15 protein-coding genes are annotated in these 15,123 nt (G+C 72.6%); 7 read left to right on the top strand and 8 right to left on the bottom strand.

Annotation, left to right across the window (positions count from 1 at the left end; genetic code table 11):
* Positions 1-531: 531 nt before the first annotated feature.
* The 3 genes from ACQEVM_RS03895 to ACQEVM_RS03885 form a co-directional block, all read right to left on the bottom strand.
* Complete coding sequence (locus ACQEVM_RS03895) at positions 532-1,659, bottom strand: LLM class flavin-dependent oxidoreductase (protein WP_433074912.1); 1,128 nt, start codon at positions 1,657-1,659, stop codon at positions 532-534.
* A gap of 107 nt (positions 1,660-1,766) precedes the next feature.
* On the bottom strand, positions 1,767-2,552 hold the full coding sequence (locus ACQEVM_RS03890) for an SDR family NAD(P)-dependent oxidoreductase (RefSeq protein ID WP_433074909.1): 786 nt from the start codon (positions 2,550-2,552) through the stop codon (positions 1,767-1,769).
* Between the two features lie 16 nt (positions 2,553-2,568).
* A complete protein-coding gene (locus tag ACQEVM_RS03885) occupies positions 2,569-3,516 on the bottom strand; it encodes an LLM class F420-dependent oxidoreductase (protein WP_433074906.1) in 948 nt (315 codons plus the stop codon).
* Positions 3,517-3,755: 239 nt separating this feature from the next.
* Between ACQEVM_RS03885 and ACQEVM_RS03880 the strand changes: the two genes are divergently transcribed.
* Entirely contained in the window at positions 3,756-4,415 is a 660-nt protein-coding gene (locus ACQEVM_RS03880) for a hypothetical protein (protein ID WP_433074903.1), read from the top strand.
* On the opposite strand, the gene ACQEVM_RS03875 is transcribed toward ACQEVM_RS03880, so the two are convergent.
* From ACQEVM_RS03875 to ACQEVM_RS03865, 3 genes are all read right to left on the bottom strand, one after another.
* A complete protein-coding gene (locus ACQEVM_RS03875; RefSeq protein WP_433074900.1) occupies positions 4,393-5,226 on the bottom strand; it encodes a L,D-transpeptidase family protein in 834 nt (277 codons plus the stop codon). The genes ACQEVM_RS03880 and ACQEVM_RS03875 overlap by 23 nt on opposite strands.
* Before the next feature lie 82 nt (positions 5,227-5,308).
* Positions 5,309-6,688: a sensor histidine kinase gene (locus ACQEVM_RS03870; protein ID WP_433074897.1), complete on the bottom strand. Its 1,380-nt coding sequence runs from the start codon at positions 6,686-6,688 to the stop codon at positions 5,309-5,311.
* On the bottom strand, positions 6,685-7,350 hold the full coding sequence (locus tag ACQEVM_RS03865; protein ID WP_433074894.1) for a response regulator transcription factor: 666 nt from the start codon (positions 7,348-7,350) through the stop codon (positions 6,685-6,687). Before ACQEVM_RS03865 ends, ACQEVM_RS03870 begins: the two co-directional genes overlap by 4 nt.
* 89 nt (positions 7,351-7,439) lie before the next feature.
* Between ACQEVM_RS03865 and ACQEVM_RS03860 the strand changes: the two genes are divergently transcribed.
* The 6 genes from ACQEVM_RS03860 (at position 7,440) to ACQEVM_RS03835 (ending at position 12,525) form a co-directional block, all read left to right on the top strand.
* Complete coding sequence (locus tag ACQEVM_RS03860) at positions 7,440-7,985, top strand: hypothetical protein (RefSeq protein WP_433074891.1); 546 nt, start codon at positions 7,440-7,442, stop codon at positions 7,983-7,985.
* Complete coding sequence (locus tag ACQEVM_RS03855) at positions 7,982-9,094, top strand: peptidoglycan-binding protein (protein ID WP_433074888.1); 1,113 nt, start codon at positions 7,982-7,984, stop codon at positions 9,092-9,094. Before ACQEVM_RS03860 ends, ACQEVM_RS03855 begins: the two co-directional genes overlap by 4 nt.
* Positions 9,091-9,840 carry an ABC transporter ATP-binding protein gene (locus ACQEVM_RS03850; RefSeq protein ID WP_433074885.1) on the top strand — a complete coding sequence of 250 codons (750 nt, stop codon included), beginning with the start codon at positions 9,091-9,093 and terminating at the stop codon, positions 9,838-9,840. The genes ACQEVM_RS03855 and ACQEVM_RS03850 overlap by 4 nt, the downstream gene beginning before the upstream one ends.
* Positions 9,837-11,129, top strand: coding sequence for an ABC transporter permease (locus ACQEVM_RS03845; RefSeq protein WP_433074882.1), 1,293 nt, complete (start codon positions 9,837-9,839; stop codon positions 11,127-11,129). The genes ACQEVM_RS03850 and ACQEVM_RS03845 overlap by 4 nt, the downstream gene beginning before the upstream one ends.
* A gap of 96 nt (positions 11,130-11,225) precedes the next feature.
* Positions 11,226-11,837 carry an RBBP9/YdeN family alpha/beta hydrolase gene (locus tag ACQEVM_RS03840; RefSeq protein WP_433074879.1) on the top strand — a complete coding sequence of 204 codons (612 nt, stop codon included), beginning with the start codon at positions 11,226-11,228 and terminating at the stop codon, positions 11,835-11,837.
* A 247-nt stretch (positions 11,838-12,084) separates the two neighbouring features.
* Positions 12,085-12,525, top strand: a complete 441-nt coding sequence (locus tag ACQEVM_RS03835; RefSeq protein ID WP_433074876.1) for an NUDIX hydrolase — start codon at positions 12,085-12,087, stop codon at positions 12,523-12,525.
* A 115-nt stretch (positions 12,526-12,640) separates the two neighbouring features.
* Here the strand turns inward: ACQEVM_RS03835 and ACQEVM_RS03830 are convergent, their stop codons facing one another.
* Positions 12,641-13,264: a trypsin-like serine peptidase gene (locus ACQEVM_RS03830; RefSeq protein ID WP_433074873.1), complete on the bottom strand. Its 624-nt coding sequence runs from the start codon at positions 13,262-13,264 to the stop codon at positions 12,641-12,643.
* A 502-nt stretch (positions 13,265-13,766) separates the two neighbouring features.
* Entirely contained in the window at positions 13,767-14,987 is a 1,221-nt protein-coding gene (locus tag ACQEVM_RS03825; RefSeq protein WP_433074870.1) for an amidohydrolase family protein, read from the bottom strand.
* Between the last annotated feature and the right edge of the window lie 136 nt (positions 14,988-15,123).

Genomic DNA, 15,123 nt, shown 5'->3' with positions numbered 1-15,123 from the left:
CTCCCCCCGACTCCCTCGGGCCGGGCCATCTCGGCCGGGCCATCCCAGCCCCCCCGACTCCCGCGGGCCGGGCCATCCCAGCCTCGCCGGCTCCCTCGGGCCATCCCAGCCAGGCCATCCCAGCCCCGCCGGCTGCCTCGGGCCGGGCCATCCCAGCCTCGCCGGCGTTTGAGGCGCGGGTCCGGGCGGAGCCCGGTGCCCGGCGGAGCCGGGGTCACCTGGGGCTCCGCCCCAGACCCCGCGCCTCAAACGCCGGCGAGGCTGAACGTGCCGGCCCCCGGCGGGGCTGAAGGCGCCAGACCCCGGGAGGCTGAACGTGCCGGACCCCCGACCCCCGACCGGGGCTGAAGGTGCCGGACCCCCGGCCCCGGTCTCCGCCAGGCTGGAGGCGCCGGGCGGCCGGAGGGCTTACGGCAGGCCGCGGCCCGTGCGCCCTCCGGCCGGTTCCGCGCGGGCCCCGGGGGCGTGGCCCCCGAAGCCCCTTTTCCTGGGCGGCGGTCCGGGAAGACGCCGCCCGGGTCGGGTGTCCGTTCAGGACCCGGAGGCCTCACGGAAGCGGGTGGTGCGGTGCACCGGATCCGTGTCGATCTTCGGGATGACGTGCTCCCCGATGAGCTTCACGGTGGTCATGGTGTCCTCGTAGGACACCCCGGTCGGCAGGCCGAAGGACAGCTGGTCGGCGCCCGCCTGTTCCCAGCGCTTGCACTGCCGGAGCACCTCGGACGGGTCTCCGCAGATCAGCAGTTCCTCGGCGATCAGCAGCTCGATGATCTCCGCGTTGTACTCGGGGAGCGTCTCGGGCCACTGCGGGATCGCCTCGGGCCGCGGGAAGGTGTCGTGGTAGCGGAAGACCAGCGACTGGAAGCGGTTCATGTTGGCGTTGACGGCGATCTCGACGGCCTTGTCGTGGGTCTCGGCGCAGATCGCGGTCGAGGTGACCATGACGTTGTCGTTGACGAAGGCGCCGATGGCCTTCGCCTCCTGGATGGCCGTCTTGTACTGCTCCAGCACCCACTCCATGTCGGAGACCTTCTGGACGCTGAAGCCGAGGACGCCGAGGCCCTTCCTGGCGGCCATGGCGTACGAGGTGGGGGATCCGGCGGCGTACCACATGGCCGGGTGGGCCTTGCCGTACGGCTTGGGGAAGATCTTCCGCGGCGGCAGCGACCAGTGCTTGCCGCTGAACCCCTCGTACTCCTCCTGGAGGAACATCTTGGGGAACTCCGCGATGGTCTCCTCCCAGATCTCCTTGGTCCCGTTCATGTCCTCGATGCCGGGGAGGAAGCCGAGGATCTCGTGGCTGCCAGCGCCGCGCCCGGTGCCGAACTCGAAGCGCCCCTTGGAGAGGTGGTCGAGCATGGCGACCTTCTCCGCGACCTTGACCGGGTGGTTCACGGGGGCCAGCGGGTTGAAGATGCCGGAGCCGAGGTGGATGCGCTCGGTGGCGTGGGCGAGGTAGCCGAGGAACACCTCGTTCGCGGAGAGGTGCGAGTACTCCTCCAGGAAGTGGTGCTCGGAGGCCCAGGCGTACTTGAAGCCGGACTTGTCGGCCTGGATGACGTACTCGGTCTCCTCGATCAGCGCCTTGTGCTCCGCCTCGGGGTCGACCTTGGACCGCGCCTCAGGCACGTATCCCTGCACGAAGAGCCCGAATTCCAAGGGGGTTCACCGTCCTTTGGTTTCTGACGTTGCGTCAGATTCGATGGTCCCGACTGTTCCACCGCCGAGGCGGGAGCGTCAATACCTGACGCTCCATCAGATGATGGTCAGAGGATGCTGACACCGGCCGTCCAGCCGCCGTCGATGACGAACGGCTGACCGGTGATGTACGAGGAGTCCTCGCCGGTCAGGAAGAGCGCCAGGCGCGCGATCTCGTCCGGCCGGCCGACCCGCCCCAGTGGCACGACCCGCTTGTACAACTCGTCCATCGCGTCCCTGGCCTCGTCGCTCACGCCCGCCGGATCCAGCAGCGCCGGGTTGGCCATCGGGGTGTCCACGGCACCCGGGCACATGGCGTTGACCCGGATGTTCCTCCCCGCCAGCTCCAGCGCCGCCACCCTGGTCAGACCCAGGATCGCGGCCTTGGTCGCCGCGTAGGCGCCGACGTACGCCATGCCCGTCAGACCGGTGTACGAGGAGGTGTTGACGATCGTTCCCCCGCCGGCCGCCGCGATCTCGGGCGCGACGGCCTTGATGCCGAGGAACGCGCCGACCTGGTTGACCTGGATCACCTGCCGGAACTCCTCCAGCGGGGTCGCGGTCAGCTCGTTGAAGCGCAGGATGCCCGCGTTGTTGACCAGTCCGTCGATCCGGCCGAAGGCCTCCTTCGCCGCCTCGACGGCGGCGGCCCAGTCCTCCTCGCGGCTCACGTCCATCCGTACGTACCGGGCCCGGTCCTCGCCGATCTCCTTGGCGACGGCGGCGCCCTGCTCGTCCAACACGTCACCCAGGAGCACCTTGGCGCCCTCCGCCGCGAACAGCCGGGCCTCCTGTTCGCCCTGACCGCGCGCCGCACCGGTGATGACGACGACGCGTCCGTCCAACTTGCCCATGGCGGGTACTCCTGCCCTAGTCGTTGAGGAGGGGGGCCACCTCGGCCCCGAAGGCGGCCATCTGGTCGGTCAGTTCGGCGACGTCCCGGTTGCGGAACCGGACCTGGATCTGGTCCACGCCCAGCGCCCGGTACTCCCGCAGGGATTCCGCGAGCGCCTCGGACTTGCCGGTGAGGGCCCGCCGGCCGGTCTCCCAGCCGGGCTCGCCCACGTACAGGGGCTCGGTGATGGCGCCGATCTCGATGGGGCGGGTGACGCCCGCCGCCTCGCGCAGCTCCCTGATCCGGGCGATCCGCTCCGGAAGCCGGTCGCGCGGATCCCCCTGCGGGAGCCAGCCGTCGCCGCGCACCGCCGCGCGGCGCACGGCGGCGGGCGAGGAGCCGCCGACCCAGAAGGGGATGCGGGGCTGCGTGGGCCGGGGCAACTGGCCCAGGTCCCGGAACGAGAACGACCCGCCCTCGAACTCCGGGTACTCCTGCGGCCCGAGCGCCACCCGCAACGCGTCCAGGGTCTCGTCGAGCACGGCCCCGCGCCGCTCGAAGTCGACGCCGAGGGCCTCGAACTCCTCCCGCACGTGCCCCGCGCCGACCCCGAGGATCAGCCGGCCGCCGGAGAGGTGGTCGAGCGTGGCGTACTGCTTGGCGGTGATCAGCGGATGCCGCAGGCCGACGATCGCGACGTGGCTCAGCAGCCGGACGTGTTCGGTGATCCCCGCGAGGAAGGACAGGGTGGCCACCGGGTCGTACCAGACGGTGCTCATGGGCCCGGCCATCGTGCGCGGGATGGCCACGTGGTCGCAGGTGGCCACGTAGCCGAAACCGGCCCGGTCGGCGGCCCGGGCCACCGCGGCGAGTTCGGCGGCGCCGGCCGTCGCCTCCCAGGGCTCGGCGTAGATGGTGCTCTGCGACTGGATCGGGAGTTGCATCCCGTACACCAGCCGGTCTTCGGGAAACACGCGCGCCATGACCGTCCCCACCTCGCCCTCGACTTCGACCTGTTCGGGAGGCCGACACCGGGGCCATCGTCATAGCTGACGGTCCGTCAGGCAAGGGGTTCGACCGGACCTGGTGCGGGCCCTGGCGGGACGGGCCTTGGCGGGACGGTCCCTGGCGGGAGGGGCCTTGGCGGGATCGGGCCTGGCGGGATCGGGTGATCGGCGCCTAGGGTGCGGCGACCGAGGAGACGCGAGCGCGGGAGACGCGGGTGGAACTGTTCCTGACCCTGTTCAGCGCGGTGGCGTGGACGCTCGTGTACGCGGAGGCGATCCGGGTCGGGCTGCGGGACCGGACCTACGCCATGCCGGTCGCCGCCCTCGCGTTGAACTTCGCGTGGGAAGCGACGTACGCCACGACCGACTTCGTGGCCGGGGTGTCCGCCCAGGGCGTGGTCAACGTGGTGTGGGCCGCCGCCGACGTCGTCATCATCGGCACCTACCTGCGGTTCGGGCGGGCGGAGCTGCCGGAGTTCGTGACCCGGCCGCTGTTCGCCGGGTGGAGCGCCCTCGTCTTCGCCGGCGCCTTCGCCGTGCAATGGCTGTTCCTGGCGCAGTTCGGGACGCACGACGCGTCGCGCTACTCCGCTTTCCTGCAGAACCTGCTGATGTCCGGCCTCTTCATCGCCCTGTACGCGGGCCGGCGCGGGCCGCGCGGGCAGTCCCTCGTCATCGCCGTCGCGAAGTGGCTCGGGACACTGGCCCCGACCGTGCTCTTCGGGGTGATCGAGGACGCCCCGTTCATCCTCGGGCTCGGGGTGCTGTGCTCGGTGTTCGACCTCGCGTACATCGCGCTGCTCGCGCGGGAAGGCCGCGGCGGGCGCCGGGAGGCGACGGTCGCACGCACGGTCAGAAGCCCGGCGGCCCCATGACGACGACGGGCTTCGCCGCCGGGTCCAGGGTCTGCAGGAGCTTCTTCATCGCCTCCTTGGGGATGCCGACGCAGCCCTGCGAGGGGCCGTCGTGGTCCACGTGCAGCCAGATGTTGCCGCCCCGCTCCTCGCCCTGCGGCATGCGCGGGTCGAGCGGCGACACCCCGCGTTCCCGGTTGAAGTCGATCGCCACGACGTAGTCGAAGGCGCCCGTCAGGGGTTCGCCGTTCACGCCGGTGCCCGTCGCGACGAAGCCGTCGTCCTCGTCGTACGGGAACTTCGTGCCCGGCGGCTTCGGCAGCAGACCGCCGGCGTCGGTCAGGGAGTAGACGCCCTGCGGAGAGGTCAGGTCCCCGTAGGTGCGCTCCTCGGGCGCGGACCAGCCCTTCGCGCCGTTGCGGGCCGGCCAGGTGTCCGCCCGGTTCCAGTCGCCGCCGGGCGCCGAGCGCGACCAGAGGGTCACGACGGACTCGGAAGAGCCCGCGGACCTGCCCGTGACCACGATCAACTGCCGGGAGTCCTTCGGGATCCTGGCACGGGTCGCCTTGCCGAGCCCCGGGAGGGCGTCGTTGCCCCGCGGGCGGGCCCGGTCCTCGGCGAGTGCCGCGCGGTCCGCCGCGGTCCTCGGGCGGGAGTCGGGGCGGGCCGACGCGGAGTCGGCCCCCGGGGTCTCACGGGCGACGTGGACCCAGCCGGCAGTGAAGACGAGCAGGCCGAGGCCCGCCGCGACGGCGAGGGCCCGGAGGTTGCGCTGCCGGGGGGCTCGCGTGCGGGCGGGGCGGCCGGGGCGGGCTCGGACGTACTTGCTCATTCGATCGACCGTACACAGCAGATCTTCGAATTCACCGAAGGGGGGACCTCCTCGGCGCGGCAGGGCGGGTGGGGGCGGGGGGTCAGGGGCGAGGGTCCGGGGTGGGCGCGGGAGTGGGGACGGGCGCGGGGGTGGGGACGGGCGCGGGAGTGGGGACGGGCGCGGGGGTCCGGAACTCCACGCGGACCGTGAGACCGCCCTCCGGCGCCGGGTTGGCCCAGGCCCTCAGCTCCGCCCCGTGGGCCCGCGCGATCGAGGCGACGATCGACAACCCCAGCCCGGCACCCTCGCCGGCCGTGTGCAGCCGTTCGGCGCGGCGCCGGAACGGTTCCAGCAGGCGCGGCACGTCGTCCGGCTCTATCACCGGCCCCGTGTTCGACACCGTCAAGGAGCCGTCGGCGGAGGTCGTGACGCTCACCCGGCCGCCCGCCCGGTTGTGCCGGACCGCGTTGGCCAGCAGGTTCCGCACCAGGTGACCGAGCAACGCCCGGTCACCCGCGACGGTCAACGGCGCGAGATCCCGCACGACGGTCGGCGTCGACCCGGACGGTACCGCCGCCCCGTGCGCCGAGGTCCCGGCGGCCAGGGCCCCGTCCCCCGCCGTCGCACCGGCCGCCCCCGCCGCCCCGGCGCCTGTCCCGGTCGTCGCCCCGGTCGCCGCGTCCGTCTCCGTCGCCGTGAGGGCCGCCAGGTCCACCGGCGCCGTCGCCTCCAACCCCTCCTCCGAGACGGCGAGGAGCAGCAGCGACTCGATGAGGTGCTCGCTCGACTCCGCGACGCCGATCAGCTTGCGGCGGACCCTGGCCACCTTCTGCGGTGTCGGCTCCCCCGCCAGCCCGATCTCGGCCGCCGCCCGCTGCACGGCCAGCGGGGTCCGCAGCTCGTGGGCGGCGTTCGCGGCGAACCGGCGCTGCGCCCCGACCAGGCCCTCCATGCGGTCCAGCATTCCGTCGAAGGTGTCGGCGAGGCGCTTCAGCTCGCCGGGCGGCGCCTGGAGGTCGATCCGTTCGTGCAGGTTGGCGCCGGACAGCCGGCGGGCCGTCTCCGTGATCACGCCGACGGGTCGCAGCACGCGGCCGGCCATCCACCAGGCCAGCCACATGGACACGGCGGCGAAGACGGCGAGGGCGACGAGGGACACGACGAGCAGCTCGTGGAGGGTGGCCTGTTCGACGGCGGCGGAGACGCTGCGGGTGACCCGGTACGACTCCAGTTGCGCGGTGGTCGGCACGGCCTCGGTCGGGAGCCGCTCTGCCGGCACCCAGGCCTTCTCGCCGGGCACCGGGCCGACGCCCTGCCGGTAGGCGGGGATGGTGGTGGTCACGGCCCCGTTGATGCGGGAGGGCAGCCCGTTGCGGACCAGTACGTTCACCAGGGCGACCAAGGCGCCGCCCGCGAGCAGGAGGAGCGTGCCGTAGAGCGTGGTGAGGCGGGCGCGCTCGGAGCGGAGCACCGCTCTCATCGTGGACCACCGATCCGGTAGCCGGCGCCCGGCACCGTCTCGATCAGCGGCGGCTCGCCCAGCTTCGCGCGCAGCTTGCTCAAGGTCACCCGTACGGCGTTGGTGCGGTAGGAGGTGTCCTCCTCCCACACCCGCTCGATCAGGTCGTCGCTGCTGAGGACCGCCCCCTCGGCGCGCAACAGCGCCTCCAGCACCGCGAACTCCTTGCGGGACAGTGCCAGCTTGTGCCCGTCTCGGGTGGCGGACCGCCGGGCGGTGTCCACGGCGATGCCCGAGCGCTCCAACACGGGGGGCAGCGCCGGATGGGCGCGCCGGCCCAGCGCCAGGACCCGGGCGAGCAACTCGTCGTAGGCGAAGGGCTTGGTGAGGTAGTCGTCAGCGCCGAGGCCGAGGCCCTCCACCCGGTCCCGGACGCTCCCGGACGCGGTCAGCATCAGCACCCGGGTCAGCAGCCGTTCGCGCACCACCTGGCGGCAGACCTCGTCGCCGTGCAGGCCGGGCAGGTCCCGGTCGAGCACGAGGACGTCGTACTCGCCGAGGCGCAGCCGGTGCAGCGCCTCCAGGCCGTCGCCCGCCTCGTCGACGGCCAGCGCGTCGCCGCGCAACCCCTCGGCGATCATCTCCCGGAGGAACTCCTCGTCCTCCACCACCAGAACTCGCATTCGTCCTCTTTACCCGAGAAGGACATTTCCTCGTCGTAAGGCCGGTGGGAGAGGGAAGCGAAACCCCGCCCTGCCCCAGGGTCGGGCCCATGAAGCGACTCATACGGCGACCCTCGCAGCGGTCCATGACCCTCGGCACGGCCGCGGTGCTCACCGGCCTGACCCTGTTCGTGACCGCGTGCACGGGCGGAACCGGTGCCTCCGACGGCTCCGACGGTTCGGACGGCAAGAAGGACGGCGCGACCGGCGGCAACGCGTCGAGCGGAGGTGGCGCCGACAGCGGGAAGATCGCCGACGACGCGCTCAGGATGCGCACGTGCCTGCGCGAACACGGCATCGACGCGCCCGATCCGGAACCCGGCCAGGACCCGCGCGGCATGACGCTCGGCGGCGGCGCCGACCCGGAGAAGATGCAGAAGGCGATGGAGGCGTGCGGGATGAAGAGCTCCGGTTCCGGCGCCGCTCCCACCCAGGAGGAGAAGGACAAGGAGCTCAAGTGGGTCCGGTGCATGCGCGAGCACGGCGTCAACCTCAAGGACCCCGAGTACACGGGCGGCATGAAGAGCGCGACGGAGATCCCCAAGGGACAGGAGAAGGCCTTCGAGGAGGCCCAGAAGAAGTGTGAAGCGGCGTGAGGAGGCGGCGCGGGTGGCTGCTCGCTTCCCTGGCCGTGCTGCTCGCCGCGTCCGGCGGCGGCTACGTGGTGCTGGCCGGACCGCAGGAGGAGTCCGGCCGATCCGGTGACCGGCGCGCCGACGGCCTCCCGCCGGCCACCGCACCCGTCAAGCGCGGCGACCTCAGCTCCGGACTCCAGGTCGAGGGCACCCTCGGCTACGCGAAGGAGCGCCGGCAGAACGCCGTCGGTCCCGGGGTGCTGACCTGGACGGCCGCGGAGGGCTCGGTGGTCGAGCGGGACGGCAGGCTGTACGAGGTCGACGGCAGGGCGGTGCGCCTGATGTACGGAGCCACGCCGATGTACCGCCCGCTGAAGGGCGGGGACAAGGGCGAGGACGTCAAGCAGCTCAAGCAGAACCTGCTGGCCCTCGGGTACGGGACGGGCCTGGACGCGTCGGACGGCGCCTTCACGGCGGGCACGACGGCAGGGGTCAAGCGGTGGCAGAAGGCGCACGGGCAGAAGGAGACGGGCGAGGTCGCCAAGGAGGCCGTCGCCTTCGCCTCCGGCCCGCAGCGGATACGGAAGAACGACGCGGCGGTCGGTGACGAGGCGGCTCCGGGCAAGCCGGTGCTGACGCTGACCGGGACGCGGCGTTCGGTCCGCTTCGCGTTGGACGTGGCGAAGGCGGGCTCGGTGAAGACCGGGGAAAAGGTGAGCATCGACCTGCCGGGCGGCGGCACGGCCGGCGGGACCGTCGAGTCGGTGGGCAGCACCGCCCATCCCGACGACCCCCCGGGCGACGGGGGCGGGGGTGCGGGCGGCGGCTCCGGCGGCGACAAACCGAAGGTGGAGGTGACGGTGGCCCTCGACGCCGCCGCCGCCGGGGCCGAGGGCCCGGACCGGTCGCCGGTGACCGTGCGGCTGACCGGCGAGACCCGCAAGGGAGTGCTGTCCGTACCGGTCAACTCGCTGCTGGCACTGACCGGCGGCGGCTTCGGCGTGCAGGTGGTCGAGGGCGGTGCGGCGCGCGACGTACGGGTCGACCTGGGCATGTTCGGGCAGGGCAGGGTGGAGGTCACGGGCGGCTCCCTCAAGGAGGGCATGCGCGTGGGGGTGCCCACCACATGACCGCACACGACACGCCCCCGTCCGACACGACCGTCGTGGAGCTGACCGGCGTCACCAAGGAGTACCCGGGCGGTGTCGCGGCCCTGCGCGGGGTCGATCTGACCGTCACGAGCGGCGAACTCCTCGCCATCGTCGGCCCGTCGGGCTCCGGCAAGTCCACCCTGCTGCACATCGTCGGCACCCTGGACCGGCCGACCGCCGGCTCGGTCTCCCTCGCCGGGTACGACGTCGCGGCCCTGTCCGACCGGTCCCTGTCCGCGCTGCGCTCGCGCCATGTCGGCTTCGTCTTCCAGTCGTTCCACCTGGTACCGGGCATCAGCGCCCGGGCGAACGTCGCCGAGGGGCTGCTGTACTGCGGCTTCTCGCGCGCCGAACGCGACCGGCGGGCGGCTTGTGCCCTGGAGCGGGTCGGCCTCGGGGACCGGATGGACCACCGCCCCCACGAACTGTCCGGCGGGCAGAAGCAACGCGTCGCCATCGCCCGCGCGGTGGCGGGCGAACCCGATCTGCTGCTGGCCGACGAGCCGACCGGGGCGCTGGACACGGCGTCCGGGGAGTCGGTGATGGAGCTGTTGCGCGAACTGAACGGGGACGGCGCCACCATCGCCGTGATCACCCACGATCAGGAGATCGCCGCGAGCCTGCCCCGCCAGGTGCGGATCCGCGACGGCGAGATCGTCGCGGACGTGTGGAACCCCGCGCCGGTACGGGGCGCGGGCCGGAACCGGTCGGGGGCGGTCACATGAGCGACACCCCCACGAGGGCCCGTGCGAAGGACCGCAGGAGGGCCCGTACGAAGACCGGTACGAGAACCGGTACGAAGACCGGTACGAGGGGCCGCGTGCGCCGGCTCGTCCCGCCGCGGCTGAGCCCGCGCGACGTGTTCCACGTCGGTTCGGCGGGGCTGCGGTCGCGGCCCGTGCGCGTGTTCCTCTCGGCGCTCGGGATCGCCATCGGGATCGCGACGATGATCGCGGTCGTCGGGATCTCCTCGTCCAGCCAGGCCAAGTTGCTGCGGGAACTCGACAAGCTGGGCACGAACATGCTGGTCGTGACGCCGGGGCAGTCCATGTTCAGCGGGCAGGACACGAAACTGCCGAAGGACGCCCCGGGCATGATCGGCCGCATCGAGGGGGTCGAGTCGGTCGGTACGACGGGTGACGTGAAGGAGTCCGTACGCCGGTCGGAGAACATCCCGAAGGAGGAGACGGGAGCCATCGCCGTGAAGGCGGCCCGCGATCGACTGCTCGACGCGCTGCGCGCCCGGATGGCGAAGGGGACCTGGCTCAACGAGGCCACCGGCCGCTATCCCTCCGTGGTGCTCGGCGACGTCTCGGCGCGCCGGCTCGGCATCACGGAGCCGGGCCGGCAGGTCTTCGTCGGCGGGCGGTACTTCACGGTGATCGGCATCCTGGAGCCGGTCCCACTGGCCCCCGAGATCGAGCGCTCCGCGCTGGTCGGCTGGGAGGCGGCGCAACGGCTGCTCGGCTTCGACGGCCACCCGACGGCCGTGTACGAACGCTCGGCGGACGACCGAGTCACCGCCGTCCGCGACCTCGTCGCCCGAACGGCCAACCCGTCGAGCCCCAGCACCGTTTCCGTCACCGATCCCTCCACGGCGCTCCAGGCCAAGGCCGCCACGGAAGGGGCCTTCAGCACCCTCCTGCTCGGCCTGGGCGGCATCGCCCTGCTCGTGGGCGGGGTCGGGGTGGCCAACACGATGATCATCTCGGTGTTGGAGCGCCGCCACGAGATCGGCCTGCGCCGGTCGCTGGGCGCGACCAAGGGGCAGGTGCGGATCCAGTTCGTCACGGAGTCCCTGCTGCTGTCCGGACTCGGCGGCGTGGCGGGCATCGTCCTCGGCGGCGCGGCCACGGCCGTCTACGCCCGGGCCGGCGACCTGCCCTGGGTCGTCCCCCTCTGGGCCGTCACCGGCGGCTTCGCCTCCACCCTGGTCATCGGGACGTTCGCCGGCCTCTACCCGGCGGTCCGCGCCGCCCGGCTCTCCCCGACGCTGGCGTTGCAGGCGGGGTAGGAGGGGCGCGGCGGAACGGTGGGACTGGACCCGGGGGGACGGGCGCGGCCATGATCGCTTCGAACTTCCCGGTGTCTTCCCACGATTGCGAGAACGATGACCGACGCCTTGGTCGAGGACGGCTTCCTGATACTCCACGGTTGGCAGAACCATCGGCCCGCCGGCCACTGGGAACACTGGCTGGCCGACCGGCTGACGGCCTCGGGGCACGTCGTGGACTACCCGGCCCTCCCCGACCCGGACCAGCCGGACCTCGAGGTGTGGCTGGCCGAGCTGCGCGAGCGGCTCGGCGCGCTGCGCGGTCGGCGGCGCACGGTCGTCTGCCACAGCCTGGCCTGCGTGCTGTGGCTCCACGCGGCGGCCCGGGGCGACGTGGCGGTCCCGGTCGACCGGGTGCTCCTCGTCGCCCCGCCGTCGGCGGGCTACCTGGGCCGGTACCCGGAGGTCGCCGCGTTCGCGCCGCCGCGGGTCTCGGCCGCGCAGTTGTACGCCACGGCCGGATACGTCCGGATGGTCGGCGGCGACGACGACCCCTGCTGCCCGGAGGGCGCCGCCGCCGTCTTCGCCGAGCCGCTCGGCCTGCCGGTGGACGTCCTGGCCGGCCAGGGGCACCTGGGCGAGGACGCGGGGTACGGGCCCTGGCCCTCGCTCCTCGACTGGTGCGTCGGGCGCGACGACGACGCTCCGATCCGGTCCCGCGCGCAGTGAACCGACCCCGCACGGATCGACCGGGCCCGCGCCGGGTCGCCCCGGCCCGCGCCGTGTGAACCGGGCCCGCGCCCTTCGGGGGCGCGGGTACCGCCCACCGCCGATCCCGATTCGGCCGACGACTCCGGGCAAACAGCCGACTCCCCCGATTTCGGGGAGTTCAATCGTCTGCGCTCCGGGGAATTCGGGAAATGCGTCCGGCTGCAGGACAGTTACCGTCCGGCCTTTTCGGTCGTACCCTGATCTGATGAGAACTCCACGTCAGGCAGCGCGCATTGTGGTCCTGTCGCCCACGGGATCGGTATTTCTCTTTCGGGAGAACAATGTGGAAGTGGGCATCCACTGGCTTCCCCCCGGCGGGGGAATCGACCCCGGGGAAAGCCCCGAGGAATGCGTGCGGCGCGAGTTGCGCGAGGAGACCGGGTGGACCGATCTCGAACCTCGGCGACTGCTCTGCACCTGGGAGCACGACTTCACCCACCAGGGCATCCCCGTCCGGCAGCACGAGCACATCTACGTCACCACGGGCCCGATGCGCGATCCCGTCCCGGAGTCGCCCGACGCCCAGTGGAGTTGGCTCTCGCGGGACGCGCTGGCGGCGCTCGGGGAGCCGCTGTGGCCGCCGCGGTTGGCGGACCTGCTGGCGGACGTGTCCGCCGAGCCGGTGCACCTCGGCCTGATGGTGTGAGCCGGGGCCGACCCGGTTCCGGCCCGTCGGGGCGCGGCGCGGCGCGGGACGCCCGCGCCGACGCACCGACGCGCCGCGGGACGCCACGACGCGGCGCGACCCACCGCGGCGCGGCTCACCGCGGCGTGGCACTCCCGGGCGTGCTCGCGGTCCCGGGCGCCGTCCCCGGCGCGGTCCCGGTCGCGCGGCGGTACAGGGTGGCCGCGTACTCCCCGAGGACGGTGCTCGTCGAGACGTCGTCCGTGTCGCCGCCCGTCAGCACGCCGACGATCTTGCCGTCGCGGGCGATCCACGCGCTGCCGCTGGTGCCCCCGGGGAAGTCGGCGCAGTCGAACCGCTGCTCCGCCGCCTTCTCGCGTACCGCCACCGCCGTGCAGGTGCGCGGCACGCCCCGGTCGGCGGGGTAGCCGGTCACCGTGACCTGCTCGCCCGTGCGACCCGTGGTGTCCAGCACGGCCGCGCCGGTGACGTCCTCGATGTTGCGGCCGGAGGAGTCGGGGGCGAGACGGGCGAAGGCGAGGTCGTAGTCGTCGTTCGCGTCATCCGTCCAGCGCTCGTCCTCGTAGACCTCTTCGAGCCGCCAGGCGCCGAACGGGGCCGTGGTGCCGGCGTACGCGGGTGCGAATATCGGGCCGTTCGCGCCCTGCTTGCCGGGGGCCAGGCAGTGCCCGGCGGTGACGATCAGGTTCCGTCCGGGGCTGTGCACGACGGTCGCCGTGCAGAAGTGGTCGCCGTCCACCCGACCTTCCGGATTGCCTTCGAACAATGCCCCGGCGAACTTGACGGGGCCGCCCGGGCCGGGGGTACCGGCGGTCGGTCGGGGCGCCGGAGACGTGGAAAGGAGTGGTTGCTTCGGCGATTGCAATCGCGATGACGGGCTGGGTGAGGCCGACCCCGACGGGGAACCCCCCGCCCGGGTGGCCGGCGCCTGGTCGGCAGCCGGCACCACCTTTGTCATCGCAGCGGATGCCCCCAGTGCGGCCACCGCGCACAACACCACGGTCACCACGGTCCGCTTGTCCACCACAGTCGTCCTCCCCCAGTTTGCTCTGGCGAATCATGCCCTGGCGTCGCTTCCGCCCGCAAGGCGGGGGTGCGCCAAGGTCGCGCCGGATCACGCCGCTCGTGTCGCGCGCGCCGCGGCGCTCGACCCCGGAGGGAGCGCGTCCGGGGTCGAGCGCCGCGGCGGGGGGCGCGGCCCGCCGGCCGCCGCGGGCCGGGTGGGGCTTCGCCGGCCGGGTCTACGCGCCCGGCCAGAGACCCTCCGGGGTGAGGCCCAGCAGGTCGATGGCGTTGCCTCGGACGATGCGGTCGACCACGTCCGGGGCGAGGTGCCCCATCTGGGCCTCGCCGACCTCCCGGGATTTGGGCCAAGTGGAGTCGGAGTGCGGGTAGTCCGTCTCGTAGAGGACGTTGGCCACGCCGATGGAGTCCAGGTTCCTCAACCCGAAGGCGTCGTCGAAGAAGCAGCCGAAGACGTGCTCGGCGAAGAGTTCCGACGGCGGGCGCAGTACCTTGTCGGCGACCCCGCCCCAGCCGCGGTTCTCCTCCCACACCACGTTGGCGCGTTCCAGGATGTAGGGGATCCAGCCGATCTGCCCCTCGGCGTACATGATCCTGAGGTTGGGGAAGCGTTCGAACTTGCCGCTCATCAGCCAGTCCACCATCGAGAAGCAGCAGTTGGCGAAGGTGATGGTCGAGCCGACCGCCGGCGGGGCGTCCGCGGAGGTCGAGGGCATGCGCGAGGAGGAACCGATATGCATGGCGATGACCGTGCCGGTCTCGTCGCACGCCTGGAGGAACGGGTCCCAGTCGTCGGTGTGGATGGACGGCAGTCCGAGGTGGGGCGGTATCTCCGAGAAGGCGACGGCCCGCACGCCCCGGGCCGCGTTGCGGCGGACCTCGGCCGCGGCGAGTCGGGCGTCCCAGAGGGGGACGAGGGTGAGGGGGATGAGCCGGCCCGCCGCGTCGGGGCCGCACCACTCCTCCACCATCCAGTCGTTGTAGGCGCGGACGCCGAGCAGTCCGAGCTCCCGGTCCTTGGCCTCGGTGAAGGTCTGCCCGCAAAAGCGCGGGAAAGTGGGGAAACACAGCGCCGACTGGACGTGGTTGACGTCCATGTCCGCGAGCCGGTCGGGAACCGCGAAGGACCCCGGGCGCATCTGCTCGTAGGTGATGACTTCCAGTTTGATCTCGTCGCGGTCGTACCCGACCGCGGTGTCGAGGCGGGTGAGCGGGCGATGCAGGTCTTCGTAGACCCACCAGTCGCCTATCGGGCCGTCGTCGCCCTTCGCCCCCATGACGGGGGCGAACTTGCCGCCGAGGAAGGTCATTTCCTTCAAGGGGGCCCGGACGACGCGCGGGCCGACGTCGTGGTACTTGGACGGGAGCCGGTCCCGCCAGACATGAGGGGGCTCCACCGTGTGGTCGTCCACCGAGATGATCTTCGGGAAGGTCTCCATGTGAACTACGGTAGCGCCGATCTGACGAACCGTCAGCTAGTTGGACGGCGCCGGGGAAGCGATCAGTCCGCTGCGGGCTGACGTGTACGTGCAAGACAGGGCAGACTGACCCTTACAACGACGGAAGGCAGGGGGG

The organism is Streptomyces sp. CA-243310 (assembly GCF_050936775.1).
GTDB lineage: Bacteria > Actinomycetota > Actinomycetes > Streptomycetales > Streptomycetaceae > Streptomyces.
The sequence above is the reverse complement of the archived record's forward strand: the minus strand, read 5'-3'. Positions and strand labels throughout refer to the sequence as shown.

Excerpts from the sequence above, each read along its gene's own strand:
- ACQEVM_RS03835 (WP_433074876.1), top strand. The coding sequence starts at position 12,085 with ATGAGAACTCCACGTCAGGCAGCGCGCATTGTGGTCCTGTCGCCCACG.
- ACQEVM_RS03860 (WP_433074891.1), top strand. The coding sequence starts at position 7,440 with ATGAAGCGACTCATACGGCGACCCTCGCAGCGGTCCATGACCCTCGGC.
- ACQEVM_RS03845 (WP_433074882.1), top strand. The coding sequence starts at position 9,837 with ATGAGCGACACCCCCACGAGGGCCCGTGCGAAGGACCGCAGGAGGGCC.
- ACQEVM_RS03840 (WP_433074879.1), top strand. The coding sequence starts at position 11,226 with ATGACCGACGCCTTGGTCGAGGACGGCTTCCTGATACTCCACGGTTGG.
- ACQEVM_RS03825 (WP_433074870.1), bottom strand. The coding sequence starts at position 14,987 with ATGGAGACCTTCCCGAAGATCATCTCGGTGGACGACCACACGGTGGAG.
- ACQEVM_RS03865 (WP_433074894.1), bottom strand. The coding sequence starts at position 7,350 with ATGCGAGTTCTGGTGGTGGAGGACGAGGAGTTCCTCCGGGAGATGATC.
- ACQEVM_RS03875 (WP_433074900.1), bottom strand. The coding sequence starts at position 5,226 with ATGAGCAAGTACGTCCGAGCCCGCCCCGGCCGCCCCGCCCGCACGCGA.
- ACQEVM_RS03885 (WP_433074906.1), bottom strand. The coding sequence starts at position 3,516 with ATGGCGCGCGTGTTTCCCGAAGACCGGCTGGTGTACGGGATGCAACTC.
- ACQEVM_RS03870 (WP_433074897.1), bottom strand. The coding sequence starts at position 6,688 with ATGAGAGCGGTGCTCCGCTCCGAGCGCGCCCGCCTCACCACGCTCTAC.
- ACQEVM_RS03890 (WP_433074909.1), bottom strand. The coding sequence starts at position 2,552 with ATGGGCAAGTTGGACGGACGCGTCGTCGTCATCACCGGTGCGGCGCGC.
- ACQEVM_RS03850 (WP_433074885.1), top strand. The coding sequence starts at position 9,091 with ATGACCGCACACGACACGCCCCCGTCCGACACGACCGTCGTGGAGCTG.